We start from the raw sequence: 23501 nt of genomic DNA, 5'->3' as shown, positions 1-23501 counted from the left end.
ATCAGCGCACGGTCAGCAGGTCGCGCGGGTTGCCGGCGACGATGCGCCGGGCGTCCTCGTCGCCGAGCCCCAGGGACCTCAGCAGGGGAACGAACGCCGAGAGGACGTGGCCGAACGGCAGGTCGTAGGCGGGCCGTCCCCTCGCCACGCCGATCGCGTTGCCCGACAGCAGGATCCGTTCGCCGTGGCCGGCCGCCACGAGGTCGAGCACCAGGGCGGCGCGCTCGCGGTCGGTGATGTGGGCGCCGTCGTCGTTCAGGCCCACGTGGTCGATCGCGACGTAGGCCCCGCGGCGGGCGATCTCGAGCGGCGCGCCCGCGGCGACGGCGTCCCGGCGGTCGAGCCCGCCGACGACGACGCGGTCGGCCGGGAGTTTCTCGTCCAGGACGACGTCGAGGTCGTGCACGGCGTCGTTCCCGTAGCGGATCGAGACCGGGACGCCGGTGGCCAGGGCGGTGCGGGCCGCGCCGCGGAACAGGCTCTCGTCGGTCGCGGTCATGCCCGCGCAGGTCGCGGCGGTGGCCACGAGGCCGGCGGCGCCCCGCCGCTCCACGCTCGGGACCACCATGCCCTCGGTGATCTCCTTGGTGAACAGGTCGGCGAACTTCTCCGCGGGCCACGGTGTCGGCGGGTTGGTCTGCGGCGTCAGGAAGTAGCCGCCGAGCATTTCCTCGGGCCCCATGCCGGTGGACGCGACGATGTGCACCCCGGTCGACCGCGAGAGCGCCTCGTAAAGCCGCACGTCGCGGCCGTGGAACATGCCCGTGCTGTCGACGATGGTCCGCCCGCCGCGGTCGCGGAACTCCGCCAGCTTCCCGGCCAGGGCCTCGAAGATCTCGGCGCGGTCCATGGTCACGTCGAAGGCGTGCTCGGCGCCCGGCACCACGGAGAGCAGGGCCTCGTGGACCGCGACGTTCCCCAGGTCGTCCGCCGGCACGGGACCGAGGACGGTGTTGACGGTGCCGCCGTCGGCGGTGCCGCCCTTGCTGCTTTCGGCGGTCTGTGCGCCGGTCATCGGCAGTTCCTTTCGTCGGCGTCCTGTCAGCGCGGCGTGGTGCGCGCGGGGTCGTCCGGAGCGGGCCATCTCGCTTTGCGCCATGTTAACTAATCATTCACAATGTAAGCGATTCGATCGTACCGGCGCGCCGTCAGGCGGCGACCAGATCGGGCGACTCGGTGCCGTCCGCCTGGGCCGCGGCCTCGCCGTGGCCGAACAGGCCGACCAGCGTCAGCACCCCCGCCGCCGCGGCGCACAGCCCCGCGACGAGGAAGGCGGTGTTGTAGGCGCTGCCCAGCGACTCGAAGGCGAGCTGGTGCAGCTGCTGCGGCATCGGCACCGGCCGGGCGGCCGGCCCGGCGCCCGGCACGACGGGCATCGAGTTGATCGCCATGGCGCCGCCCTCGTGGGCGATGCCGCCGGCGACGCCGGAGTACGGCGCCTGCAGGCCGGAGGCGCCGATCGCCCGGCCGAGGCCGGACAGCACGGAGTCGTTGGCCTTGTTGATCGCGAGCGCGGCGATGAGGACCGGGCCGAGCGCGAACCCGAAGTCGCGCAGCAGGTTCGTCGTGGCGCTGGCCATGCCGGCGAGCCGGACGGGCACCGTGTTGATCGCGACGGCGGTGATGGAGCCGACCGTCAGCGCGAAGCCGCAGCCGAGGAGCGTCAGCGGGGCGATGAACCGGGTCCAGCTCATGTCGGCGATGTCGAACGTCGAGCACCACACGCCCGCGATCGCCATCAGCGCGAAGCCCCCGGACAGCACCCAGCGCGGCGAGACCCTGCGGATGAGCCGCGAGACGACCGGCACGAACAGGAAGGCCGGGCCCTGGATGAACAGGAACAGCACGCCGATCTTGAGCGCGCTCTGGTGCTGGACGGCGCCGAGCCAGATGCTCATGGAGTAGCAGATGGCCAGGAACGCGAACATGCCCACGACCGTGGCGATCGCGACGATCGCGTACGCGCGGTTCGCGAACAGCCGCAGGTTCAGCAGCGGCACGTCCGTCCGCAGCTCGACCGCGACGAACGCGGCCAGCAGCACGACGCCGGCGGCGAACGCGGTGAGGATCTCCGGCCGGGCGAAGCCGCTCTCGGACCCCTGCGTGGCGGCGAACAGCAGGGCGACGAGCCCGAGCGCGAGCGTGACCTGGCCGGGGAGGTCGAGCCGGCGGCCCTCGGGGGCGGCGGAGTCGGTCGCCGCGAAGGTGATCACGAAGGACAGCACGGCGGCGCCGATGACGACGGCGTACGCGCCGCGCCAGCCGCCGTTCTCGGCGAAGGCGCCGCCGAGCAGCGGGGAGATGGCGGCGCCGATGGACAGGAAGCCCGCCCACAGGGCGATCGCCTTCGCCCGCTCCTCCTGGTCCGGCGCGATGGCCGCGATCATCGCCAGCGAGATCGGGTAGAGGACCGCCGCGCCGAGGCCGGCGACGACCTGGCCGGCCCACATCACCTGGACCGTGCCGGCCAGGCAGCAGACCAGCGACCCGGCCACGGTGAGGCCCGCGCCGAGCTGGAGGAGCCGCTTGCGGCCGAACAGGTCGCCGATCACGCCGGTGGTCAGCTCCAGCACGACCATCGGGATGGCGAACGCGGCGGTGATCCAGGTGAGCTGCGACCCGGTGGTCCCGAACTCCTGCTGGAAGGTTCCGTTGAGGGCTCCGGGCAGCGAGTACGCCACCTGTGCGAGCAGCACGGCGAAGCAGCCGGCGACCACCGTCGGGATGTGGCCCGGCGTGCGCGCGCCGGGCAACGGCCTCTGGGCCATGGGGACTCCTTGGTTTCGCGGGGCGGTCCGCTCTCACGGGTCCGCGGCGCGAGCCGTCGGTGTGAGTGAGGTCACCCGTCGTGCGGGCACAGTGCCATATTGATTTACATTGCGTCAAGTGAATGACCTGTACGTATGTCGAACTGGTTACGCGATAGGAGGGCTGACGCGTGCGCTAGGGTTGCCGTGTGGCGAGCCTGCGCGAAGCACAGAAGGAAATGACCCGGCGGATGCTCCTCGACGCCGGGCTCGAGCTGTTCGCGGGCAAGGGCTACCTCGCCACGACCGTCGAGGACATCGCCGGCGCGGTCGGAACCACGCGGGTCACCTTCTACGCGCACTTCCCGTCGAAGAGCGAACTGATGAAGGCGCTCATCGCCGAACGCCTCAACGAGGTGCTGCGGCGCAGCAGGTCCCCGGAGCACGGGTCGACGGCGCTGGACCTGGTGGCGGCGGTGAAGGACGGCGGCCGCGAGGCGATCGCGGCCTGGCTCGGCGAGACCTCGCAGCGGTGGCCGGCGATCCACCCCCTCATCCGGATCGGCCGCGACGCCGCCGCCGCGGAGCCGGAGCTGCGCAACCTCGTGGAGCGCTGGCTGGAGGAGGCGATCAGCGACGTCGAGGACGGGCTCGCCGCCGCCGGGCGCTTCGAGCCGCACCAGCGGCACTTCCGCGGGGTCCTGGCGATGGCCCAGCTCGACTACGTGGCCCAGAACTGGGCCGGCGCCGACTGGAAGCTGACCCGCGAGCAGATGCTCGAGGAGCTGACCGACAGCTGGTTCGGCCTGCTCGGCGCGCACTGACCGCCCGGCCGCCCGGGCCGCCCCGGCATCACCGCGTCAGATCGCGCTCCAGCGCGTCGGCCACCGTGCGCAGCGTGCCGACGAGCGCGGGCAGCCGCTCCTTCTCGTACCGGGCGCTCGGCATCGACACCGACAGGCCGGCCGCGACCTCGCCGTCCGGTGCGCGCACGGGGACGCCGATCGCGACGACGCCCCGCTCGGAACGGCCCTGGTTGACCACGAACCCGTTGCGGCGCACCCGCGCCAGCTCCGTCCGCAGGGCGTCCAGGTCCGGCCGGTCGTCCGGGTACTGGTCGTAGCGGCCGGCGGTGTACAGCGCGGCCAGCCGGTCGGGCGGCAGCTCGGCGAGGAGCAGCAGGCCGGCGGTGGTGCGGTGGGCGGGGAAGACCATTCCCTCGCGCGAGCCGACCCGAAGCGCCTGCCGCGATTCGACGCTGGCGATGAAGCGCACCGTGTCGCCGGTGCGGACGGTCAGGTTGGCGGACTCGCCGAGCAGCTCGACCAGCCGGTGCAGGTGCGGCAGCGCGGCGGCCCGCAGCCGGGCCGCGGCCGACTGGGAGTGGGCGGCGAGCTCCAGGACGGGGCCCACGCGGTAGGCGCGGTCGGCGTCGCGGACCGCGAAGTCCCGGTAGACGAGCATGGCGAGCAGCCGGTGCGCGGTCGAGCTCGCTACGCCGAGCCGCCGCGCGACCTCGCCGACCGTGAGCGGGCCCTCCAGTTGCAGCATCGTCGCGATGCGCAGGGCGTTGTCGACGCTCCTGATGGCGTACGGCGGCGGTGCCTTGAGCGGCTTGTCCACCCGGTCCCCGATTCTGGAGAGCAGAATTCCGTCTTCTTCACAGCGTACAAGCAGGACGATTCCCCCATGACCAGCACTCCAGTCGACGCCCTCGCGGAATCCTCGGCAGACTCGCCCGTGACGCTGCGGGCCGTCGACGCGCCCGGCCAGCCGGACGTCACCCCGGAGCTCGAAGACCTCTACCGCGGCTTCGAGGCCGAACTGCTCGTCCCGCTGTGGACCGAGATCGGCGGCCTGATGCCGCCCCATCCGCGCTCCAGCGCCGTCCCGCACGTGTGGACGTGGGACCGGCTGGTCCGTCTCGCCGAGCGGGCGGGCCGGATCGTCCCGGTCGGCCGCGGCGGCGAGCGTCGCGCGATCGCCCTGGCCAACCCGGGGCTGGGCGGCCGTCCGTTCGCCACCCCGACGCTGTGGGCGGCGATCCAGTACCTCATGCCCGGCGAGGACGCGCCCGAGCACCGCCACACCCAGCACGCCTTCCGCTTCGTCGTCGAGGGCTCCGGCGTGTGGACGGTCGTCGGAGGCGACCCCGTGCCGATGAACCGGGGCGATTTCCTCCCGCAGGCCGGCTGGAACTGGCACGCCCACCACAACGCCACCGACCGGCCGATGGCCTGGATCGACGGCCTCGACATCCCCTTCCAGTACCTGACCGAGGCGCAGTTCTTCGAGTTCGGGCGCGACGAGATCTCCGAGGCCGAGCGCGTCACGCCCGAGCGGTCCCGCTCCGAGCGGCTCTGGGGCTACCCCGGGCTGCGCCCGGTCGGCGTCGGCCACACCACGCCCGGCTCGCCGCTGCTGTCCTACAAGTGGGAGCACACCGACCGTGCGCTGGCCGATCAGCTCGTGCTGGAGAAGGACGGGCACGCCGCCACGGTGGAGCCCGGCCACGCCGCCGTCCGGTACACCAACCCGGCCGACGGCACCGACGTGCTCCCGACGCTGCGCGCCGAATTCCACCGGGTGGCGCGGGGCGCCGAGACGGTTCCGGTCCGCGAGACCGGTTCCAGCGTCTACCAGGTCTTCGACGGTTCCGGCACGGTGACGGTCGGCGACCGGACCTGGTCGGTGACCCGCGGGGACCTGTTCGTCGTGCCCTCCTGGGAGCCGTTCTCGGTGCGGTCCGAGGCCGGACCGTCCGACTCCGACTCCGGGGCCCTCGACCTGTTCCGCTTCGGCGACGCCCCCGTCTTCGAAGCCCTCAAGCTCCACCGAACCGCCAAGGACAACGCCTGATGAAGCTCTCCACCATCCGCACCGCCGCCGGGACCCGAGCCGTCCGCCTCGACGACGGCGGGCTCGTCGACCTCGGGTACTCCGACCTCGGCGCCCTCCTCGCCGAACCGGACTGGCGGGCGAAGGCGGCGGGCGCCTCCGGCGCGGTCCACGACCTCGAAGGCGCCGACTTCGCGCCCGTCGTGCCCCGTCCGTCGAAGGTGATCTGCGTCGGCCACAACTACTCCAACCACATCAAGGAGATGGGGCGGGAGCTCCCGGCGTACCCGACGCTCTTCCCGAAGTTCGCCGACTCCCTGATCGGCGCGCACGACGACATCGTCAAGCCCGCCGAGACCGACGCGCTCGACTGGGAGGTGGAACTCGCCGTGGTCATCGGCCAGGAGATCCGCCGCGCGGACGACGCGCAGGCCGAGGCGGCGATCGCCGGGTTCACCGTCATGAACGACATCTCCGTGCGCGACTGGCAGTTCCGCACCATCGAGTGGACGCAGGGCAAGATCTGGGACTCCTCGACCCCCGTCGGCCCGTACCTGGTCACTCCGGACGAGGTCGGCGGCGTCCGTCCGGCGCTCAAGGTCAGGACGCTCGTGGACGGCCGGGAGATGCAGTCCGACGACACCGGCACGCTGCTGTTCGACCCGGTCTTCCTGGTCGAGTACATCTCCACGATCATCACGCTGCGTCCCGGCGACCTGATCGCCACCGGCACTCCGGCCGGCGTCGGCCACGCCCGCGACCCGAAGGTCTACCTGACCGGCGGCGAGACGGTCGTGACCGAGGTCGAGGGCCTCGGCGCGTGCACCAACCGCATCGTCAAGGACGCCTGATGGCCCGCACGTCCGCCGACGCCCTCCGCTGGATGCAGGACGGCACGAAGCTGTTCCTCGATGCCGCCACCGGTTTGACCGAGCCGGAGTACGACGCCCCGAGCCTGCTGCCCGGCTGGTCACGCAAGCACCTGGTCGCGCACGTCGCCGCGAACGCCGACGCGCTCGGCAACCTGGTGCACTGGGCGGCCACCGGCGAGGAGACCCCCATGTACGCCTCGCCGGAGGAGCGCGCAGCTGGCATCGAGCGCGGCCCCCGGATGAGCGACGCGGAGCTGACCGGCTGGCTGACCTCCTCCTGCGCGGCGCTGCGGACGGCGATGGAAGCGCTCACCGACCGCCAGTGGCAGGCCGAGGTCGTCACGGCGCAGGGCCGCACCGTTCCCGCGACCGAGGTGCCTTGGATGCGGTCGCGGGAGACCTTCGTCCACGCCGTCGACCTGGACCGCGGAGTCTCCTTCGCCGATCTGCCGGGCGACTTCCTGGAGGCCCTCGTCACCGAGATCGCCGCCAAGCGGAAGCTGGACGCCTCGGCCCTGCCGGACGGGCCGCTGCCCGAGGTGGCCGCCTGGCTGGCCGGACGGCCGCACGCCCTCGCCGGCGCCCCGCCCCTCGGGCCCTGGCTCTGACGCGCCCGAGAAGGAAGAGACCATGACCGACCCTGATGTGATCGTCGTCGGCGGCGGGATCGGCGGGCTGGGCGCCGCCTACGCCCTGACCCGCCGGGGCCTCGCGGTCCGCGTGCTCGAACGGGCCTCCGCCTTCGGCGAGGTCGGTGCCGGCATCCAGCTCGCCCCCAACTGCACCCGCATCCTCGACGACTACGGCCTGCTGGACGAGGCCCGGAGCCTCGGCGTCCTGCCGGACGCGATGATCATGCGCGACGCCGTCGACGGCGCGGAGCTGACCCGGCTCGACCTGCGCGACCTGGAACGCCGCTACGGCTTCCCCTACCTGGTCATCCACCGCAGCGACCTGCACGCCATGCTGCTGCGCGCCTGCGGGCGCGCCGGCGTCGACCTGCGGACGTCGCAGCAGGTGACCGCCTACGAGAACACTCCGGACGGTGCGCGGGTGACGCTCGCCGACGGCCGCGCCGAGGAGGCCCGGATCGTCATCGCGGCCGACGGGCTGCACTCGGTGGCGCGCAGGCTGCTGGTGGACGATGAGCCGGTGTCGTCGGCGTACGTCGCCTACCGGGGCACCACGCCGACCGCGAGCGGCCGGGCGGCGGACGTCGACCTGTCCGAGGTCGTCGTGCACGTCGGCCCGCGCTGCCACTTCGTCCACTACGGGCTGCGCGGCGGCGAGCTGCTCAACCAGGTCGCCGTCTTCGAGTCGCCCAAGGCGCGCGCCGGCGAGGAGGACTGGGGCACGCCCGACGAGCTGGACGCGGCGTTCGCGCGGACGTGCGGCTTCGTGCGCGGCGGGCTGCCCGACATGTGGCGCGACCGGTGGTGGCGGATGTACGACCGCGACCCGATCATGACCTGGGTCGACGGCAACATCGCGCTGCTCGGCGACGCCGCCCACCCGCCGCTGCAATACATCGCCCAGGGCGCGATCATGGCGATCGAGGACGGCTGGGTGCTCGGCGAGCACGTCGCCCGGCACCTCGCCGAAGAGGGCTGGCCGGCCGTCCTCGCCGCCTACCAGGCCGTCCGGCCGGAGCACTGCCGCCGGGTCGTCACCACTTCGCGTGCCTGGGGCGAGCTGTGGCACCTCGACGGGCTCGCCCGGAAGCAGCGGAACGTCCTGCTGCGGGAGCGCGACACCTACGACTACGCGTTCGTGGACTGGCTCTACGGCCCGACCGCGCTGGACCCCGCCGACGAGCCCCCGATGTTCACGCCGATCCCGCTGTCGTCCGCGAAGACGGACGCGCTCGCCCCCTTCGCCCCCTGATGGCCTCGTCGACTTGCGGCGAGTCGTCGTTATGGGACGGCCCATAACGACGACTCGCCGCAAGTCAACGGTCAGGCGTCCTTGAGGGGGACGGGCACCCGGTCGCGGAGCTCGTCGACCGTGATGCCGAAGGTCTCGCGGACCGCCGCCCCGTCCGGGCCCACGTCGATGACGGCGACGTCGGTGTAGACCCGGCTGACGCAGCCGACGCCGGTCAGCGGGTAGGTGCATTCGGGCACCAGCTTCGACCGGCCCTCCTTGTCGAACAGCGTCATCATCACGAAGACCTGCTTGGCGCCGATGGCGAGGTCCATCGCGCCCCCCACGGCCGGGATGGCGCCGGGCGCGCCGGTGCTCCAGTTGGCGAGGTCCCCGGTGGCCGACACCTGGAACGCGCCCAGCACGCACACGTCCAGATGGCCGCCGCGCATCATCGCGAACGAGTCCGCGTGGTGGAAGTAGGACGCCCCGGGAAGCTCGGTCACCGGAACCTTGCCGGCATTGGTGAGATCGGGGTCGATCTGGTCGCCCGTCGCGGCGGGCCCCATGTTGAGCATGCCGTTCTCGGTGTGCAGCACGACGCCCGAGCCGTCCGGGAGGTGGTCGGCGACCTTGGTGGGGCGGCCGATGCCGAGGTTGACGTAGGAGCCCGCCGGGATGTCGCGGGCGACGACCGCGGCGAGCTCGTCCGGAGTGAGGGACATGTCAGCGCGCTCCTTGGACGGTGTAGTGGCGTTCCTCGACCCGCACCACCCGGTGGACGAAGATGCCGGGCGTGACGACCGCCTCCGGATCGAGGTCCCCGGCGGAGACGACCCCGCCCACCTGCACGATCGTGGTGGTCGCGGCCGTCGCCATGACGGGGCCGAAGTTGCGGGCGGTCCTGCGGTAGACGAGGTTGCCCATCGTGTCGGCACGGTGGGCGCTGATCAGCGCCACGTCGCCCTTGATCGGGTACTCCAGGATGTGGACGCGCCCGTCGATCGTCCGGGTCTCCTTGCCTTCGGCCAGGGGAGTGCCCACGGCGGTCGGGCAGTAGAACGCGCCGATGCCCGCGCCCGCCGCTCGCATCCGCTCGGCGAGGTTGCCCTGCGGCACGACCTCCAACTCGATCTTCCCGGACCGGTACAGCTCGTCGAAGACGTAGGAGTCGCTCTGCCGGGGGAACGAGCAGATCACCTTCCGGACGCGCCCGGCCTTGAGCAGCGCGGCCAGCCCGACGTCGCCGTTGCCGGCGTTGTTGGACACGATGGTGAGGTCCTTCGCGCCCTGCCGGATCAGCCCGTCGATGAGGTCGAACGGCATGCCCGCGAAGCCGAAGCCGCCGACCAGGACGGTGCTGCCGTCCTCGATCCCGCGGACGGCCTCGTCGACGCTCTCGTAGATCTCCGCGCGGCTCACGCCCCCGCCTCCGTGTCGTTCAGGTTCGTGTTCTCCAGGACGACGGCCAGGCCCTGCCCGACGCCGATGCAGATGGCGGCGACGCCCCAGCGCTCGCCGCGCTCGCGCAGCACCTTCGCGAGCGTGCCGAGGACGCGGGCGCCGCTGGCGCCGAGCGGGTGGCCGATCGCGATCGCGCCGCCCCGGGTGTTGACGATCTCGGGGGCGATTCCCCAGGCGTCGACGCAGACCAGCGACTGGACGGCGAAGGCCTCGTTGAGCTCGACCGCGCCCACCTGGTCCCAGCCGATCCCGGCCCGCGCGAGGGCGCGGTTGGCCGCCTCGACGGGGGCGTATCCGAACTCGTGCGGGTCGAGGGCGAACGCGCCCCGTCCGGCGATGCGCGCGATGGGCTCCAGGCCGATCCGGTCGGCGGCTTCGGCCGAACCGAGCAGCAGGGCGGACGCGCCGTCGCTCAGCGGCGAGGCGTTGCCGGCGGTGATGGTGCCGTCCGGGCGGAAGCTCGGCTTGAGCCCGGACAGCTTCTCCAACGAGGTGTCGGCGCGGATGCCCTCGTCGCGCTTCAGCCCCTCGACGGGGACCACGAGGTCGTCGTAGAAGCCTTCGTCCCACGCGGCCGCCGCCAGCCGGTGCGACCGCAGGGCGAACGCGTCCTGACGCTCGCGGCCGACGCCGTACTTCTCTTGGAGCAGCTCGTTGGCCTCGCCCAGGGAGACGGTCCACTCCTTCGGCATGCGCTTGTTCACCAGCCGCCAGCCGAGCGTGGTCGACACGGCGGTGAGGTCACCGGCGGGGAAGCCCTTGGGCGGCTTCGGCAGCACCCACGGCGCCCGGGTCATCGACTCGACCCCGCCGGCCAGCACCACGTCGGCGTCGCCGGTCTCGATCGTCCGGGACCCGATCATCGCCGCGTCGAGGCTGGACCCGCACAGCCGGTTGACGGTCGTGCCGGGCACGCTCGTCGGCAGCCCGGCGAGCAGCGCGGCCATCCGGCCGACGTTGCGGTTCTCCTCGCCCGCACCGTTCGCGTTCCCCCAGACGACCTCGCCGATCACCGCGGGGTCGAGCCCGGGGGCCCGCTCCAGCAGCGCGGTGATCACGCCCGCCGCGAGGTCGTCGGGCCGCACGCCCGCCAGGGCGCCGTTGAACCGCCCGAACGGTGTCCGGACGGCCGAGTACAGAAAGGAGCTCATGCCCCGAGGCTAGGTGACCTCACTTGATACAGTGAAGTATCAATATTCGCTCCGATTGATACGCACTGCATATGGATCTACGTCAGCTGCGGTACTTCGTCGCCGTCGCCGAGGAACTCCACTTCGGCCGCGCCGCCGAGCGGCTCAACATGGCCCAGCCGCCGCTGTCGCAGGCGATCCGCCGGCTGGAGAGCGACCTCGGCGTCGAACTGCTCCACCGCAGCACGCGCCGGGTCGACCTCACCGACGCGGGCCGCGGCTACCTGGCCCGCGCCCGGAGGATCCTCGGCGAGGTGGACGAGGCGGCGCACGAGGCCCGCCGGATCGCGGCCGGCGCGGTCGGCCACCTCACGATCGGCTGCGTGGGATCGGCGACCTACAGCCTGCTGCCCGCCCTGTCCCGCGGCCTCTCGCTCGAGCTGTCCGGTGTCGACTTCTCCTTCCGCGGCGAGATGCTGGTGCCCGACCAGGCCGCGGCCCTGCGGACCGGCGCGATCGACCTGGCGCTGCTGCGCCCGCCGATCGCCGACCTCTCGCTCACCGTCCTGCCGCTGCGCCGGGACCGGCTCGTCGTCGCCGTCCCCGCCGACCACCCTCTGGCCGCCCTCCCGCGCGTAGGGGTCACCGACATCGCGGACACCGACCTCATCGTCCACTCCGCGGATCGCCGCTCGGTGATGTACGACGTCGTGCTCGGCCTCTTCCGCGACGCCGCCGTCGAGCCCCGGATCCGCCACGAGGTCGGCGAGACCTCCACGCTGATCACCCTCGTCGCGGGCGGGCTCGGCGTGGCCGTCGTCCCCGAACCCGTGACGGCCCTGGCCCTGGACGGCGTCGTCTTCCGCCGGCTGGTGCGGCCCGCCGTGAGCGTCGACCTCGCGCTCGCCCACCGGACCGACCGCACGGAACCCCACCTCGCCCGAGCCGTCGCCGTCGTCCACCGGATCGTCCGCGGCACGCCGGCACCCGCACCGGGACGCACCTGACGCACCGGCACGGCGGCGGGATCCTCCGCGACGGGCCTGCTACTCCGGGTTCCGGGAAGTGCGCTCCTGCTGTAGCTGGGTGTTGATGCGCTGGGCTTCGGCGAGCTGGTCTTCGAGGATGATGATGCGGCAGGCCGCCTCAAGGGGGGTTCCCTGGTCGACCAGGTCGCGGGCGCGCTGCGCCATGCGCAGCTGGTAGCGGGAGTAGCGGCGGTGACCGCCGGAGGAGCGCTGCGGGACGATCAGCCGGGAGGTGTCGAGGCTGCGCAGGAACGCGGGGGTGACGCCCAGCATCTCGGCGGCGCGGCCCATGCTGTAGGCCGGGTAGTCCTCGTCGTCGAACTTGTCCTCGAGCGCGCCTGGTCGCGGGTCGTGCTGGTGTGACTGCTCGCCGGCCCGGGCCGACTCGGATGCTTTCACTAAACCTTCCGTACTGCCCTCGGCCGGCAGTGACGACAACAGGGGCCCCGGCGCCAGACTGCGGCGCCGGGGCCCAGAGGTACAACACCATCTACCGGCTCTGACGAACCGGTCTTCCACGTCGGCCGCCCAGACGGGGGCGGCGTCGCAGGGATCGCGGATGTATGACCGTAGACCACCGTCCTATCCGTGGAGCTGCGGTACCCGTGCGGCGTGACTGGAGCCTGCAGCGGGCGATCCCGATGGCGTCGAACCCTCCTTTCCTCGACATCACTACCGATACTGCGTGTTTCTCTGAGTACTGCGTTTTCCTGCGTCGTGTCGCTCCCCGCGACCCGTTGGCCGCGGTCCCGACCGGCTGCCGGAGCCCCTTCCACTGCGTTGGCCCCGGCACGCCCGGTCGGCGTCATCCATATGTTCCGGCAGTTCGTCCTCTGCCGCTTCTCATGGACTCGTCTCTCTTCGATGACAGGAACACTACCCCGCCTCGGTTCGAAAATCTACCTCGATCACTACAGAGTTTCGTAGATCACATTCCCTGCTTCCCTGCATCGATCATGAGTGCTCCGGCCGCGCGGGGGTAGACCGTCCGGCACATGGAGGTGAGACGGGATGACGCAGATGGCCGCTTCCTGGGAGGAAGCCCCTCAAGGCCGGTTGCGGGTCCGGATCGAGCACGTCGCGTCCTGCACGGTGGTGCACGTCCATGGCGAGATCGACGCGTTCACCGCCGACGCGCTGCGCGAGCAGGCGATCGCGACGACCGCCGCGCTCACCCGGCCGCGGATCGTGCTGGACCTGGACCAGGTGACCTTCTGTGACTCCTGCGGGCTGAACACGTTGGTCGCCCTATGGAAGACCGTCCGCTCCCGCCGCGGGGACCTGGTCGTGGCCCGGCCGCCGGAGGTGTGCCGCAGGATCCTGGCCCGCACGGGCCTCGACCAGCACATCGGGGTCAGTCCCACCGTGCGGCACGCCCTCCACCGCATCGCCCCCCACTGACCGGCGGTGTCCGCAATGGGCTTGACCGTGAAAAGCCGGTTCCCGCCGGACGGTGCCGGTCTGGCCGTCGTGTCGCTGGCCGGCGACCTGGACGTCGCGTCAGCCTCCGAGCTGCGCGGTCACCTGGCCGCTCTGCTCGGCGACGGCGCCGACCATCTCATCCTGGACTTCGCCCGCGTCGAGTTCGTCGATTCCAACGGCCTCAGCGTGCTGGCCGGCCTCCACCGTCTCCTCCAGCCGTCGCAGCAGGCGGACGACCGGGGTGATCAGGCGGGCACGCTCGCCGTCGCGGCGGTGAACCAGCGCGTCCGCCAGGTACTGCGGACCACCGGCTTCACCCGGATCATTCCGATCTATCCCTCGGTGGAGGCGGCGGTCGTGATCCACCAGGCCGGGCCGCACGGGCCCAGCCGACCCGAACGGCCCCGTCAATAGACCGGTACCGGGCGGATGGCCGTTCGTCACCGCGCCGGTGAGAGAGGGAAGGAGCACCGTATGTTGGAGTGGTGGGGGCCAGGACTTCCCGGCCCAGGGAGGTGAGCCTCATGAGCGGGACGATGCCCGAAGTGTGGATCATGGCGGCCGACGGAGATCTGATCCGGGCCGACGCGATCGTGATCCTTCGGCTGGACAAGACCGGCCGGTTGACCGTGCAGCTGCGCGACGAGGCGAAGGTCAGCGTGACGTTGCTGGAGGGTTCGTCGGGCGGCGAGAACCCGCCCGCCGACTTCCACCGCCGGCTGATCCGGACGATCGCCGAGGTCGCGGACTCAGGCAGCCCGCAGTTGATCAGCGCCCGGCCGGGGGACGGCGGCTGGCAATGGATCAGCGAGCCGCTGTAGACGGGCACGGCCGCCGGCGCCGGAGCCGGTGCCGTGCGGTCGTCATGCCGCGGGCTCGATGCGTGCGGGCGGAGTCAGGGGAGTGTGGAACACCCGGTCCAACCCGGTGATGTGGAGCAGCTCCGCGAGCTGCCGGCCGGGTGCGTCGAGGCGGACGGTGACGCCCAGCGCCGCGGCGCGGTGCAGGGTGCCGACCAGGACCGCGAGCCCGGTCTCGTCACCGGACGGCACCTCGCTGAGATCGAGGACCAGCAGCCGGCCGCAGTGCCGCAACACGCCGATCAGCTGCTCGCGCAGCGCCGGCGCCGCCGACGCGTCCAGGGCGCCGTGCAGCGCGACGATGGTGTGGGCCGGGCGCCGGTGAGCGGGCATCGCCACTTCGGCGGGTGCCTTCGCCACTTCGGCGGGTGCCTTCGCCACTTCGGCGGGTGCCTTGGCCGCGGCGCCGGCGACGGATGCGGCGGTTTCGAAGGTGGTCATGGTGCGCTCCGATGACGGAAGGGAGGGGGTCCCGGTCTGACGGCGGCCGGGGGCCGTGCAGGAACCGCGGGCTCAGGGCCGCGCGGTGGAGATGTCGCAGGAGGCCAGGATCTCCTCCGGCAACGCATCGCCGGTCCCGGCGGCGGCTTTGGCCAGGGCCTCCTCCGCGCAGGACTGGGCCGTCTCCGGCGGGACGACCAGGAGCAGGACCGGCTCCGCGCGGCCGCAGGTGACCGCGACCATGTGGTCGAGGTGGGGCAGCCAGCCCACCCTGATCTCCCGGTCCAGGGCCGTGATACGGAGCGGGACGTGGTCCCAGTCGTCGAAGTCGATGGTCAGGCGGGTGACCATGCCCAGCCTCTCGACGAGGGCGATCACCAGTTCGGGGAGTTCGGCGGTCGCGTCGCGCGACCGGGGCCACCAGCCGCCGTCCATGACCCCGCGTCCGGCGTCGCCCGGCGCGAACCGCAACCGGGACTGCGTCGGCGGCGGGAGCAGAGGATCCGTGAATCGGGCGCTGCGGGCCATGGAGAAGGCCCCATTCCCGGCCCGTCGCGGGCCGTGTCGCACATCGCCGAGGACGGCGCCGGCCTGACGGCCCGCGCACGAAGCGCCTTCGGTACCACCAGACTACGCCAACGGGCGCGCCCCGAGCGAGGACGCGAGGGCGCCGCCGCCACCGCCCGGCGGCCTCGCGTCCCGGCGGATGCGGTCAGATGACGCCGGCTTCGGCCAGCCAGCGCCACAGTTCGTCCTGGTGGACGACCGTGACGCCGAGCTTCTCGGCCTTGCCGGTCTTGGCGGCGCCGACGTCGGCGCCGGCGAGCAGGTAGTCGGTGTTGGCCGAGACCGACGAGGCGGTCGCCGCCGCGGCCTGCTCGACCAGGCGGGTGACGTCCGGCCGGCTGATCTTCGCGCCCGAGCGCGGGTCGGTGAAGGCGCCGGTGATGACGACCGACCTGCCCTTGAGCGGCGAGTCGCCCGCGGCCGCCGCGTCGACCGGCCGGTCCTCGGGCAGCACGTCGAGGTTCACGCCGCGCTCGCGCAGCGCCGCGATCTCCTCCCGGACGTCCGCGCGGGCGAAGAAGGCCACGACGCTCTCGGCGACCTTCGGCCCGATGTCGCGGATCGCCACCAGGTCCTCGGCCGTCGCCGCCGCGATGTCCTCGATGCGCTCGTAGCCGGCCAGGCACAGCCGCTTGGCCGTGCCCTCGGAGGCCATCGGGATCGCCAGCCCGATCAGCGCGCGCCGCAGCCCCATGCCGGTGGAGGACGCGATCGAGTCGACCATGTTCCCGGCGCTGACCTCGCCCATCCGCTCGTAGCCGAGGAGCTGCTCGGCCGTCAGGTCGTAGAAGTCGCTGCGGCGCTTGAGGACGCCGTCCTCGGCGAGCTTCTCGATCCAGACGTCGCCGACGCCCTCCATGTCGGCCGCCTGGCGCGAGGCCCAGTGCATCAGCCGGCGCGTCGCCTGCGCCGGGCACTGCAGGTTGAGGCACCAGCGCTCCTCGCCGGTGCCGCGGACCTCCAGCTCCGAACCGCACGACGGGCACTGCGTCGGCGGGACGATCTCGACCTCGCTCCCGTCCCGCTCCTCCGGCAGCGAGCGGCCCGCGAACGGGATCACGTCGCCGCGCCGGACGACCGCGACCGTGTCGCCGATCCGCAGGTCCCGTTCGCGGATCAGCCGCGGGTTGTGCAGGGTGATGTTCTCCACCGTCACGCCGCCGACGAACACCGGCGCGACCTTCGCGCGCGGCGGGACGCGGCCGATCTTGCCGACCGGCCACTCGACCGACAGCAGCGTCGTCAGCTTCTCCTCCGGCGGGTACTTGAACGCGATCGCCCCGCGCGGCTCGGCGCTGTTGAAGCCCGCCGCGTCGAACGCCGCCGGCTCGTGCAGCCGCACGACCGCGCCGTCGATGTCGTAGTCCAGCCCGTCGCGGCGGCTCCCGATCTCGGCGATCGCGTCCACCACCTCCTCGGCGCCGGCGCACACGTACTGGGCGACCGGCTCGAAACCCGCCGGGAGGTCCATCGCGTCGCCGTCGCGGTCGGCGCCGAACGCGAAGAACCGCAGCAGCCGCTCGGCCTTCGCGGCCGCCTCGGGGTCCTTCAGCACCAGCGTCCCGGCGGCGCCCGACCGCGGGTTGGTCAGCGTCTTGTCCGGGTGCGCCTCGTTGTAGGCGGCCCACACCGACCGCAGCATCACCGCCTCGCCGCGGACCTCGACGCGTCCGGGCGCCTGGATCTCGGCCGGCAGGCCCGGGATCACGTGGCGCACCTTCTCGGTCACCAGCTCGCCGACCGCGCCGGTGCCGCGCGTGGCGACGTAGTCGAGCCCGCCGTCGTTGTAGACGACGCTGAGCGAGAGGCCGTCGAGCTTCTCCGACACGCGGAAGACCTGGCCGCCGAAGCGCTCGCAGAACGTGCGGATCTGCTCCTCGCTCGTCGCCTTCGCCAGCGACAGCATCGGGCGCGCATGCCGCATGGTCGGGCCGGTCAGCTCCGCCGGCGCGTTGACCTTGCCGAGCGGGCTGTCGGCCGGTTCGAGCTCGGGATGCTCGGCCACGAGCGCCGCCAGCTCGTCCTTCAGCGCGTCGTAGTCCGCGTCGGGCAGCGGGCTGTCGCCGGTGCCGTAGTACAGGTCGTTCAGCCGCTTGACCTCGGCGGTCAGCTCGGCGATGCGCTCTTCAACGTCCACTCCTCGATTAAAGGCGATGGCACCGACAATGTCCGCCTCCGCCCGGCGCCCGCGTGCGGGCGGCACCGGGCGGAGCGCCCGGCGGACGGCTCAGCCGAGGATCAGCGGGAGGGTCTCCCAGCCGCGGACGGTCGAGGTCTGCCCCAGCTTCGCGCTGTCCCAGTCCACCTCCCAGGTCGGGAAGCGTTTCAGGATCTCCTCCAGCGCGATCCGGCCCTCCAGGCGGGCCAGCGCGGCACCGAGGCAGTAGTGCCCGCCCAGGCCGAACGTCAGCAGATGGCCCATGCTGCGGTGGACGTCGAAGCGGTCGGGGTCGGAGTAGCGGTCCTCGTCACGGTTGGCGGAGGCGACGATGAAGACGATGGCGCTCCCGGCCGGGACGGTGCGGCCGTACAGCTCCACGTCCGTGGTGACGTACCGGGCAATGGAGTGCCCGGTCGGCTCATACCGCAGGATCTCCTCGATGGCGCCCGGAATCAGCGACGGGTCGGCCACCAGTTCGCGGCGGGCCTCGGGATGGCGCGCCAGCACGGCCCCGGCCCAGCCGATGAGCCGCCCGGTCGTCTCGTTGCCGGCCCCCGCGACGACCGAGACGTAGGTCAGCACCTCGTCGCGGGTGAGGGTGCGCGTCCGCCCGTCCTCGTCCTCGAACCGGGCGGTCAGCAGCTCGGTCATGAGGTCGTCGGACGGGTGCTCCCTGCGCCAGTCGATGTACTCGCCGAAGGCGTCGGTGTTGAGGAGCGCGCCGCCGTCGAGGTCCATCCCCGCGCCGTCCTCGGTGCGCAGCGAGTCGTCGACCATGTCGCGGATCGTCGGCTGGTCGGCCTCGGGGATGCCGAGCAGCATCCCGATGACGCGCATCGGCAGTTCGGCGCCGACGGCGGCGACCAGGTCGAAGCCGTCCGCACCGGTGAGGGGATCCAGGGTGCGGGTGCAGAAGTCGCGGACCTTCGGTTCCAGCATGCCGATCCGCCGGGGGGTGAACAGCCGGGACAGCAGGCGGCGGTGGATGCCGTGGGTGGGCGGGTCCTCGAAGATGACGGTGCCCGACGGGATCTCCAGGCCGGACTGGACGATCTCCAGGATGTCCCCGCGCGCGGAGGAGAACGTCCGCCAGTCCGGCAGGCCGCGCTCGACGTCGGCGGCCCTGCTGAGGGCGTAGAAGTCGTGCTTCTCGTTGTAGTAGAGCGGCGTCTCCTCGCGGAGCCGGCGGTAGATGGGGTAGGGGTTCCGAGCGATGCCCGCGTCGTAGGGGTCCCAGTAGATCTCGCCGCTGGTCTCCACCTTCTGCTCCTCCTGGGGACGTGCGGATCGTGGCCTCGCGCTCACTTGAGCATCGCGCCGGCGTCGATGGGCAGGGGGACGCCGGTGACGTAGCGGCCCTCGTCGGAGACCAGGAAGAGGATCGCGTTGCTGATGTCCACGGGCTCGACCCAGGGGACCGGCAGCATGTTCATCATCTGCGAGACCGGCGCCATGTCCTCGGCGGTCGGGTTCTTCAGGTCGGGACGGAACATCCGGTAGGTCATGTCGTTCATCAACATCGGGCTGTTGACCTGGGTGGGGTGCACGGAGTTGACACGGATGCTGTGCTCCGCGAACTCGACGGCCATGCTGCGCATCAGCCCCACCACGCCGTGCTTGGACGCGATGTAGTTGCCGATGTTCGGGTGCGACTTCAGCCCGCCGACGGAGCTGGTCAGCACGATCGCGCCGCCGCGGCCGCCCTCGATGACGTGCGGGACGGCGGCTTTGACGGTCTGCCAGACGCCGGTCAGGTTGACGTCGATCGAGTCCCGCCACAGCTTCTCGCTCATCTTCTGGATCGCGTCGCCGGCGGCGGCGAGGCCGGCGTTGGCCAGGATGATGTCCAGCCGGCCGAACCGGCTCACCCCCTCGTCGACCGCCGCCTTCAGCGCGGCGTAGTCGCGCACGTCGGCCTGGACGGCGTGGATCCGCCGGCCCGCCTTCTCGACCTGCGCGACCGTCTCCTCCAGGTCCTCGGGGGTGGACATGGGGGTGGGCACGCTGTCGATCTGCTTGCAGACGTCGACGGCGATGATGTCGGCGCCCTCCTCCGCGAGGCGCACGGCGTGGCTGCGGCCCTGGCCGCGGGCGGCGCCGGTGATGAACGCGACCTTGCCTTCGACTCTTCCGGGCATGATCTCTCTCCTTCTCGACGGTTGCGTCTGGGCGGCGCGCGACCATGGCCGCGCCGACGCGGGCGCGGTAAGCGGCGGATCCGTGCAGGGCGCTGCGCCCCACCTCGGCGGCGTCGATCGCGCCGCCTTCGCCGACGCCCTTGTAGCCGCCCGCGCCGGGCCCCGGGGACTCGACGTGTCCGTGCTCTAGGGTGGGCACCTCGGTGGTGGTGGGCAGAAGGTAATCCATGAAGGTTGTGGTGAGGGGGTTGCCGTCCTCGTCGTAGGCGAAGTGCTCGTACAGGGCGCCGCCGATCCCCTGCACGGTGCCGCCCGCGATCTGCCCCTCCACCACATTCGGGTCGATCATCGGTCCGCAGTCCTCGGCGGTCCGGGCACCTTTCGGGCCGCGAGCATCACGCACATGTCCTTGCGCTGCGGCGGGGTCTTCTGCCCGAAGCCGCCGCCGGTGTCGCGCATCACGACCCGGATGCGGTGCTCGCCCAGGCCCAGCAGCGGATCCTCGACGCGAGGCGTCCGTGCGCCTGCGTAGCGGGCGGCGGCCGCGTTCAGTGCCATCAGAGCAGCTTCTCCGTTCTCTCGGAGGCCGACGGCTGGAAAGGCCGTATCCTGCGCTAAACGACTGTTTAACATCCGTGCCGTGGACCGTCAAGGAGAAAGAGACATGAGTTCGCCTCGCCGTATGGGGCCGGAGAATTCCAAAACGCGATTCCTGCTGCTGGACATCGCCGAGCGGCTGATGCTGGAGGAGGGCTACGCCGCCGTCGGGATCCGGCGCGTGGCACGGGAGGCCGACGTCACGCCGGCGCTGATCCACTACTACTTCCGTACCCTGGACGACCTGTTCCTCGCCCTGATCCGCAGGCGCTCCGAGCAGGAGCTGGAAGCCCAGACGCGGGCGCTGGAATCCGGCCGGCTCCTGCACTCCCTGTGGGCCTACAACAGCCATCCCAGGGGAGCGGCGCTGAACGTCGAGTTCATCGCGCTGTCGAACCACCGCAAGGCGGTGCGCGCTGAACTGGTCAGCTATGCCGAGCGGGCCCGCGAACTTCAGAGAGAGGCACTCGCCAATTATCTGAGAGCACGCGGAATCGACCCCGAGGCCATTCCTCCGCTCGCTCTCACCGTTTTGATCTCGACGGTCTCCCGAGCGCTCACAATGGAGGACGCCATGGGGCTCACCGTGGGCCATGAAGAAGCCCTGGCACTGGTCGAGGAATACCTGCAGAAGATCGACGGCGCTCCTGCCCCGGAGACGGACTGAACCGTCCGAGGACACGAGGCGCAGGCCTGCCCCGGCGTGCCACGGCACGCCCTGCGGCGGCGCACGGGGACGCGTTGCCTCCATGTCACGCGCGGATGTAGACGTTCTTGGTCTGGAGGAACTCGAAGAGTCCTTCCCTGCCTCCCTCTCGTCCGGTGCCGCTCTGCTTGTATCCCCCGAACGGCGCACCGGGCGGCTGACCGGAGACGCCGTTGACCTGCACGCTGCCCGACCGGAGGAGCGGCACGATCCGGTGCACCCGTGACACGTCGCGGGTCTGGAGATAGGTGCCCAGGCCGTAGGGGGTCGAGTTGGCCAGTCCGACCGCCTCCTCCTCGCTGTCGAAGGGGATGACCGACAGCACCGGGCCGAAGATCTCCTGGTTGGCGGCCTCGCTCGCCGGGTCCACATCGGCCAGGACCGTCGGCTCGATGAAGTAGCCGTCGCGCACGTGCGGCGGCAGCGACGACCGGTCGACGGCGTGGCCGCCGATCGCGACCCGCGCATCCTTCCGCGCCCGGTCGATCACACCGAGGACGCGGTCGCGAGCGGCCTGGTCGATGACGGGGCCGATGGTGGTGCTCGGCTCGGACGGATCGCCCGTGCGCAGGTCCGCGACGCCCCGGCGGGTCGACTCGACCACCTCCTCGTACACCTCGCGGTGCACCAGCATCCGGGTGGCGAGATTGCAGCCTTGACCGGCGAGGATGTAGCACGACCGCACGGTCAGGGCGACCGCCTCGTCGAGGTCGGCGTCGGGGAAGACCACGTTCGCCGACTTGCCGCCAAGTTCCAGCAGTACTGGCTTCAACGTGTGCCGGGCGGCGTCCAGGATCCTCTTCGCGGTCAGGATCCCGCCCGTGAAGGAGACCTTCCCGACGTCCGGATGGCGGACCAGCCGGTCGCCCGCCTCCGCGCCGCCGGGAACGACGTGCAGAACCCCGGGAGGAAGGCCCGCCTCCAAGGCGATCTCCGCGAACCGGGCCACCGTGTACGGCGCGAGCTCGGACGTCTTGACGACCACGCAGTTGCCCGCGGCCAGCGCGGGCGCCACCTTCATGCCGATCGACGTGATCGGCCCGTTCCACGTCACGATGACGCCGACGACGCCGTACGGCTCGGGGAGGGTGTAGTCGAAGCCGGTGTCGAGCACGGGGCTGAGCGGGATCGTCGCGCCCTCGATCTTGTCCGTCCAGCCGGCGTAGTACCCGAACCAGCCTGCGGCCAGATGCGCGAGCGCCGCCGACATCAGGGCGGGGGCGCCGATCTCGAGGGTGGTGAGGCGGCCGAGTTCGGGAACCCGGGCCTCCATCAGCTCCTCGACCCGCTGCAGGATGCGCCGGCGTTTGTCGGGTGACATCGCCCGCCACGCGGGAGCGGCGGCTTTGGCCGCCCTGACTGCCGCGTCCACCTCCTGTAGCCCGCTCTGCAGGACGGTGCCGTTCACCCGCGCGGTCGCAGGGTTGACGTGATCCACCGCGTCCAGGGACGAGCGGCCGAGCCACGTGCCGTCGACGAGCGGTCCGGTGACGCCGAGGTCGTCGTCCGGGGTGGTCTGGGATGTGGTCATCGTGCGGATCCCGCCTTGTCCATAACGGCGCACCGGTCCGTCCGGCGGTGTCGCCGCCGGATGGGGAGAGGAGAGTTTACAGCTCTGAGAATCTCGCTACCACCAACGATGGCATCGAACCATACCGCGAAGCCGAAGTCAACAGACTTAACTTTCAGTCGTCTACATCAGCACAGGTCAGAGACCTCACGCGGCCACCGATCGTGGCCCGATGTCGATGCAGAACCTGATTCTCTTGCTCGCTGAAGTCTTGCGACTTAAAGTTAAGCTGTTCGAATTCTGGAAGGCCGACCGGAGGACGTGGCATGGGCAACGCACTCGCCGACAGGACGTATCGCGAGGTCATGACCCGCGAGGCGCCGGCACCGGCCACCCCGCTCGAGGCGGCCACCCGCGACTTCGTGTTCGGCGAGGTGTGGCGGCGTCCCGGGCTGAGCCGGCGGGACCGCCGCTGGGTGACGCTGACCTGCGTCGGAGCGGCGGACGCGCCCGAGCCGATCGACGAGCACGTCTACGCCGCTCTCAACAGCGGGGACATGGAACTGGAGGCGATGCTCGAATTCGTGCTGCAGTTCGCCGTCTACTGCGGCTGGCCGAAGGCCTCGCACATCGAAGGCGTGATCCGCCGGCAGTGGGCCCGCATCCTGCGGGAGCGCGGTGAGGAACCCGGGCCGCTGCCGGTGCTCGGCAACGAGACCCTGGGCATCGACGACTGGGACGAGCGCATCAAGCGCGGTGTGGAGGAGTTCGTCGACGTCAATCTGATCCAGGCGCCGAGGCCCGAGACCCCGTACATCCATGCCGGGATCCTCAATTTCGTCTTCGGGCACGTCTGGCAGCGGCCCGGGCTCACCCGCCGCGAACGCCGCATCATCACCGTGGCGAGCGTCGCCGTCTGCGACTCGCCGACGCCGCTGCGGTCGCACGTCGGCGCCGCGCTGAACTCCGGCGACGTCACCAAGGAGGAGATGGACGAGATCGTGCTGCAGTTCGCCGCCTACTACGGCTTCGCCAAGGGCGAGGCGCTCGGGAGCACCGCCGACGCGGTATGGGCCGAACGGAGCCGCTGAAGCGCCGGTCCTCCTACGATGGCAGTCGCCTGAATGAATGCGAATGCAGCCGCCTTACCTCCCCGC

26 protein-coding genes and 1 pseudogene are annotated in these 23501 nt (G+C 71.6%); 12 read left to right on the top strand and 15 right to left on the bottom strand.

The genetic code is table 11. The features are described 5' to 3' along the window. Window position 1: 1 nt before the first annotated feature. Together ABD296_RS04815 and ABD296_RS04810 are read right to left on the bottom strand one after the other, a co-directional pair. Window positions 2-1015, bottom strand: coding sequence for a phosphotriesterase family protein (locus ABD296_RS04815; protein ID WP_344261847.1), 1014 nt, complete (start codon window positions 1013-1015; stop codon window positions 2-4). Between the two features lie 133 nt (window positions 1016-1148). Then, window positions 1149-2768, bottom strand: coding sequence for an MFS transporter (locus tag ABD296_RS04810; RefSeq protein WP_344261845.1), 1620 nt, complete (start codon window positions 2766-2768; stop codon window positions 1149-1151). Window positions 2769-2956: 188 nt separating this feature from the next. Here ABD296_RS04810 and ABD296_RS04805 point away from each other — a divergent pair, with 188 nt between their 5' ends. Then, window positions 2957-3571 (top strand): TetR/AcrR family transcriptional regulator, encoded by a 615-nt coding sequence (locus ABD296_RS04805; RefSeq protein WP_344261843.1) that lies wholly within the window; start codon window positions 2957-2959, stop codon window positions 3569-3571. 28 nt (window positions 3572-3599) lie between these two features. Here ABD296_RS04805 and ABD296_RS04800 read toward each other — a convergent pair whose 3' ends face one another. Beyond that, entirely contained in the window at window positions 3600-4370 is a 771-nt protein-coding gene (locus ABD296_RS04800) for an IclR family transcriptional regulator (RefSeq protein ID WP_344261841.1), read from the bottom strand. 66 nt (window positions 4371-4436) lie between these two features. Between ABD296_RS04800 and ABD296_RS04795 the strand changes: the two genes are divergently transcribed. Genes ABD296_RS04795 through ABD296_RS04780 form a run of 4 tightly spaced genes read left to right on the top strand, consistent with a single transcriptional unit; the run spans window position 4437 to window position 8341 of the window. Beyond that, on the top strand, window positions 4437-5606 hold the full coding sequence (locus ABD296_RS04795; protein WP_344261839.1) for a cupin domain-containing protein: 1170 nt from the start codon (window positions 4437-4439) through the stop codon (window positions 5604-5606). After that, entirely contained in the window at window positions 5606-6436 is an 831-nt protein-coding gene (locus ABD296_RS04790) for a fumarylacetoacetate hydrolase family protein (protein WP_344261836.1), read from the top strand. The genes ABD296_RS04795 and ABD296_RS04790 overlap by 1 nt, the downstream gene beginning before the upstream one ends. Next, window positions 6436-7065 (top strand): maleylpyruvate isomerase family mycothiol-dependent enzyme, encoded by a 630-nt coding sequence (locus ABD296_RS04785; RefSeq protein WP_344261834.1) that lies wholly within the window; start codon window positions 6436-6438, stop codon window positions 7063-7065. The genes ABD296_RS04790 and ABD296_RS04785 overlap by 1 nt, the downstream gene beginning before the upstream one ends. A gap of 22 nt (window positions 7066-7087) precedes the next feature. Continuing rightward, window positions 7088-8341, top strand: a complete 1254-nt coding sequence (locus ABD296_RS04780) for an FAD-dependent monooxygenase (RefSeq protein WP_344261832.1) — start codon at window positions 7088-7090, stop codon at window positions 8339-8341. A gap of 71 nt (window positions 8342-8412) precedes the next feature. Here ABD296_RS04780 and ABD296_RS04775 read toward each other — a convergent pair whose 3' ends face one another. Genes ABD296_RS04775 through ABD296_RS04765 form a run of 3 tightly spaced genes read right to left on the bottom strand, consistent with a single transcriptional unit; the run spans window position 8413 to window position 10935 of the window. After that, entirely contained in the window at window positions 8413-9045 is a 633-nt protein-coding gene (locus tag ABD296_RS04775; RefSeq protein WP_344261830.1) for a 3-oxoacid CoA-transferase subunit B, read from the bottom strand. A 1-nt stretch (window position 9046) separates the two neighbouring features. After that, a complete protein-coding gene (locus ABD296_RS04770) occupies window positions 9047-9742 on the bottom strand; it encodes a 3-oxoacid CoA-transferase subunit A (protein ID WP_344261828.1) in 696 nt (231 codons plus the stop codon). Further along, entirely contained in the window at window positions 9739-10935 is a 1197-nt protein-coding gene (locus ABD296_RS04765) for a thiolase family protein (RefSeq protein WP_344261826.1), read from the bottom strand. Before ABD296_RS04765 ends, ABD296_RS04770 begins: the two co-directional genes overlap by 4 nt. Before the next feature lie 71 nt (window positions 10936-11006). Here ABD296_RS04765 and ABD296_RS04760 point away from each other — a divergent pair, with 71 nt between their 5' ends. Next, on the top strand, window positions 11007-11921 hold the full coding sequence (locus ABD296_RS04760) for a LysR substrate-binding domain-containing protein (protein ID WP_344261824.1): 915 nt from the start codon (window positions 11007-11009) through the stop codon (window positions 11919-11921). A 39-nt stretch (window positions 11922-11960) separates the two neighbouring features. Here ABD296_RS04760 and ABD296_RS04755 read toward each other — a convergent pair whose 3' ends face one another. Further along, entirely contained in the window at window positions 11961-12233 is a 273-nt protein-coding gene (locus tag ABD296_RS04755) for a MerR family transcriptional regulator (RefSeq protein ID WP_344262037.1), read from the bottom strand. Between the two features lie 720 nt (window positions 12234-12953). Here ABD296_RS04755 and ABD296_RS04750 point away from each other — a divergent pair. From ABD296_RS04750 to ABD296_RS04740, 3 genes are all read left to right on the top strand, one after another. Next, window positions 12954-13343: an STAS domain-containing protein gene (locus ABD296_RS04750; RefSeq protein WP_344261822.1), complete on the top strand. Its 390-nt coding sequence runs from the start codon at window positions 12954-12956 to the stop codon at window positions 13341-13343. A gap of 15 nt (window positions 13344-13358) precedes the next feature. Continuing rightward, window positions 13359-13778, top strand: coding sequence for an STAS domain-containing protein (locus ABD296_RS04745; RefSeq protein ID WP_344261820.1), 420 nt, complete (start codon window positions 13359-13361; stop codon window positions 13776-13778). A 110-nt stretch (window positions 13779-13888) separates the two neighbouring features. Next, entirely contained in the window at window positions 13889-14185 is a 297-nt protein-coding gene (locus ABD296_RS04740; RefSeq protein ID WP_344261818.1) for a hypothetical protein, read from the top strand. 42 nt (window positions 14186-14227) lie between these two features. Here ABD296_RS04740 and ABD296_RS04735 read toward each other — a convergent pair whose 3' ends face one another. The 5 genes from ABD296_RS04735 to ABD296_RS04715 all read right to left on the bottom strand — a co-directional run bounded on the left by ABD296_RS04735 (window position 14228) and on the right by ABD296_RS04715 (window position 19531). Next, complete coding sequence (locus ABD296_RS04735; protein WP_344261816.1) at window positions 14228-14665, bottom strand: STAS domain-containing protein; 438 nt, start codon at window positions 14663-14665, stop codon at window positions 14228-14230. Window positions 14666-14737: 72 nt separating this feature from the next. After that, complete coding sequence (locus tag ABD296_RS04730; protein WP_344261814.1) at window positions 14738-15193, bottom strand: DUF5994 family protein; 456 nt, start codon at window positions 15191-15193, stop codon at window positions 14738-14740. Window positions 15194-15377: 184 nt separating this feature from the next. Then, window positions 15378-17369 carry an NAD-dependent DNA ligase LigA gene (gene ligA, locus ABD296_RS04725; RefSeq protein WP_344261812.1) on the bottom strand — a complete coding sequence of 664 codons (1992 nt, stop codon included), beginning with the start codon at window positions 17367-17369 and terminating at the stop codon, window positions 15378-15380. 90 nt (window positions 17370-17459) lie between these two features. After that, window positions 17460-18653 (bottom strand): cytochrome P450, encoded by a 1194-nt coding sequence (locus ABD296_RS04720; RefSeq protein ID WP_344261809.1) that lies wholly within the window; start codon window positions 18651-18653, stop codon window positions 17460-17462. A 41-nt stretch (window positions 18654-18694) separates the two neighbouring features. Then, complete coding sequence (locus tag ABD296_RS04715; RefSeq protein WP_344261807.1) at window positions 18695-19531, bottom strand: mycofactocin-coupled SDR family oxidoreductase; 837 nt, start codon at window positions 19529-19531, stop codon at window positions 18695-18697. Between ABD296_RS04715 and ABD296_RS04710 the strand changes: the two genes are divergently transcribed. Next, on the top strand, window positions 19530-19721 hold the full coding sequence (locus ABD296_RS04710; RefSeq protein ID WP_344261805.1) for a hypothetical protein: 192 nt from the start codon (window positions 19530-19532) through the stop codon (window positions 19719-19721). The genes ABD296_RS04715 and ABD296_RS04710 overlap by 2 nt on opposite strands. A gap of 63 nt (window positions 19722-19784) precedes the next feature. Here ABD296_RS04710 and ABD296_RS50480 read toward each other — a convergent pair. Both ABD296_RS50480 and ABD296_RS04705 read right to left on the bottom strand, forming a co-directional pair. Next, window positions 19785-19880: pseudogene (locus ABD296_RS50480) on the bottom strand (molybdopterin cofactor-binding domain-containing protein); the annotation flags it as partial. Then, window positions 19877-20089, bottom strand: coding sequence for a molybdopterin cofactor-binding domain-containing protein (locus ABD296_RS04705; RefSeq protein WP_344261804.1), 213 nt, complete (start codon window positions 20087-20089; stop codon window positions 19877-19879). The pseudogene ABD296_RS50480 and the gene ABD296_RS04705, both read right to left, overlap by 4 nt. A 106-nt stretch (window positions 20090-20195) precedes the next feature. On the opposite strand from ABD296_RS04705, the gene ABD296_RS04700 reads away from it, so the two are divergent. Beyond that, entirely contained in the window at window positions 20196-20795 is a 600-nt protein-coding gene (locus ABD296_RS04700; RefSeq protein ID WP_344261802.1) for a TetR/AcrR family transcriptional regulator, read from the top strand. Window positions 20796-20880: 85 nt separating this feature from the next. Here ABD296_RS04700 and ABD296_RS04695 read toward each other — a convergent pair whose 3' ends face one another. Next, window positions 20881-22365 carry an aldehyde dehydrogenase family protein gene (locus tag ABD296_RS04695; RefSeq protein ID WP_344261801.1) on the bottom strand — a complete coding sequence of 495 codons (1485 nt, stop codon included), beginning with the start codon at window positions 22363-22365 and terminating at the stop codon, window positions 20881-20883. Window positions 22366-22670: 305 nt separating this feature from the next. On the opposite strand from ABD296_RS04695, the gene ABD296_RS04690 reads away from it, so the two are divergent. Next, complete coding sequence (locus ABD296_RS04690; RefSeq protein WP_344261798.1) at window positions 22671-23435, top strand: carboxymuconolactone decarboxylase family protein; 765 nt, start codon at window positions 22671-22673, stop codon at window positions 23433-23435. Window positions 23436-23501: the final 66 nt, after the last annotated feature.

It is taken from the genome of Actinomadura napierensis, from assembly GCF_039529375.1.
Lineage (GTDB): Bacteria > Actinomycetota > Actinomycetes > Streptosporangiales > Streptosporangiaceae > Spirillospora > Spirillospora napierensis.
This window is presented reverse-complemented; position numbering and strand designations above follow the sequence as displayed.

Coding starts and splice junctions, on each gene's coding strand:
- ABD296_RS04815 (WP_344261847.1), bottom strand. CDS start 1,015: ATGACCGGCGCACAGACCGCCGAAAGCAGCAAGGGCGGCACCGCCGAC.
- ABD296_RS04810 (WP_344261845.1), bottom strand. CDS start 2,768: ATGGCCCAGAGGCCGTTGCCCGGCGCGCGCACGCCGGGCCACATCCCG.
- ABD296_RS04795 (WP_344261839.1), top strand. CDS start 4,437: ATGACCAGCACTCCAGTCGACGCCCTCGCGGAATCCTCGGCAGACTCG.
- ABD296_RS04790 (WP_344261836.1), top strand. CDS start 5,606: ATGAAGCTCTCCACCATCCGCACCGCCGCCGGGACCCGAGCCGTCCGC.
- ABD296_RS04785 (WP_344261834.1), top strand. CDS start 6,436: ATGGCCCGCACGTCCGCCGACGCCCTCCGCTGGATGCAGGACGGCACG.
- ABD296_RS04780 (WP_344261832.1), top strand. CDS start 7,088: ATGACCGACCCTGATGTGATCGTCGTCGGCGGCGGGATCGGCGGGCTG.
- ABD296_RS04775 (WP_344261830.1), bottom strand. CDS start 9,045: ATGTCCCTCACTCCGGACGAGCTCGCCGCGGTCGTCGCCCGCGACATC.
- ABD296_RS04765 (WP_344261826.1), bottom strand. CDS start 10,935: ATGAGCTCCTTTCTGTACTCGGCCGTCCGGACACCGTTCGGGCGGTTC.
- ABD296_RS04760 (WP_344261824.1), top strand. CDS start 11,007: ATGGATCTACGTCAGCTGCGGTACTTCGTCGCCGTCGCCGAGGAACTC.
- ABD296_RS04755 (WP_344262037.1), bottom strand. CDS start 12,233: ATGGGCCGCGCCGCCGAGATGCTGGGCGTCACCCCCGCGTTCCTGCGC.
- ABD296_RS04750 (WP_344261822.1), top strand. CDS start 12,954: ATGACGCAGATGGCCGCTTCCTGGGAGGAAGCCCCTCAAGGCCGGTTG.
- ABD296_RS04745 (WP_344261820.1), top strand. CDS start 13,359: ATGGGCTTGACCGTGAAAAGCCGGTTCCCGCCGGACGGTGCCGGTCTG.
- ABD296_RS04740 (WP_344261818.1), top strand. CDS start 13,889: ATGAGCGGGACGATGCCCGAAGTGTGGATCATGGCGGCCGACGGAGAT.
- ABD296_RS04735 (WP_344261816.1), bottom strand. CDS start 14,665: ATGACCACCTTCGAAACCGCCGCATCCGTCGCCGGCGCCGCGGCCAAG.
- ABD296_RS04730 (WP_344261814.1), bottom strand. CDS start 15,193: ATGGCCCGCAGCGCCCGATTCACGGATCCTCTGCTCCCGCCGCCGACG.
- ABD296_RS04710 (WP_344261805.1), top strand. CDS start 19,530: ATGATCTCTCTCCTTCTCGACGGTTGCGTCTGGGCGGCGCGCGACCAT.
- ABD296_RS04715 (WP_344261807.1), bottom strand. CDS start 19,531: ATGCCCGGAAGAGTCGAAGGCAAGGTCGCGTTCATCACCGGCGCCGCC.
- ABD296_RS04705 (WP_344261804.1), bottom strand. CDS start 20,089: ATGGCACTGAACGCGGCCGCCGCCCGCTACGCAGGCGCACGGACGCCT.
- ABD296_RS04700 (WP_344261802.1), top strand. CDS start 20,196: ATGAGTTCGCCTCGCCGTATGGGGCCGGAGAATTCCAAAACGCGATTC.
- ABD296_RS04695 (WP_344261801.1), bottom strand. CDS start 22,365: ATGACCACATCCCAGACCACCCCGGACGACGACCTCGGCGTCACCGGA.
- ABD296_RS04690 (WP_344261798.1), top strand. CDS start 22,671: ATGGGCAACGCACTCGCCGACAGGACGTATCGCGAGGTCATGACCCGC.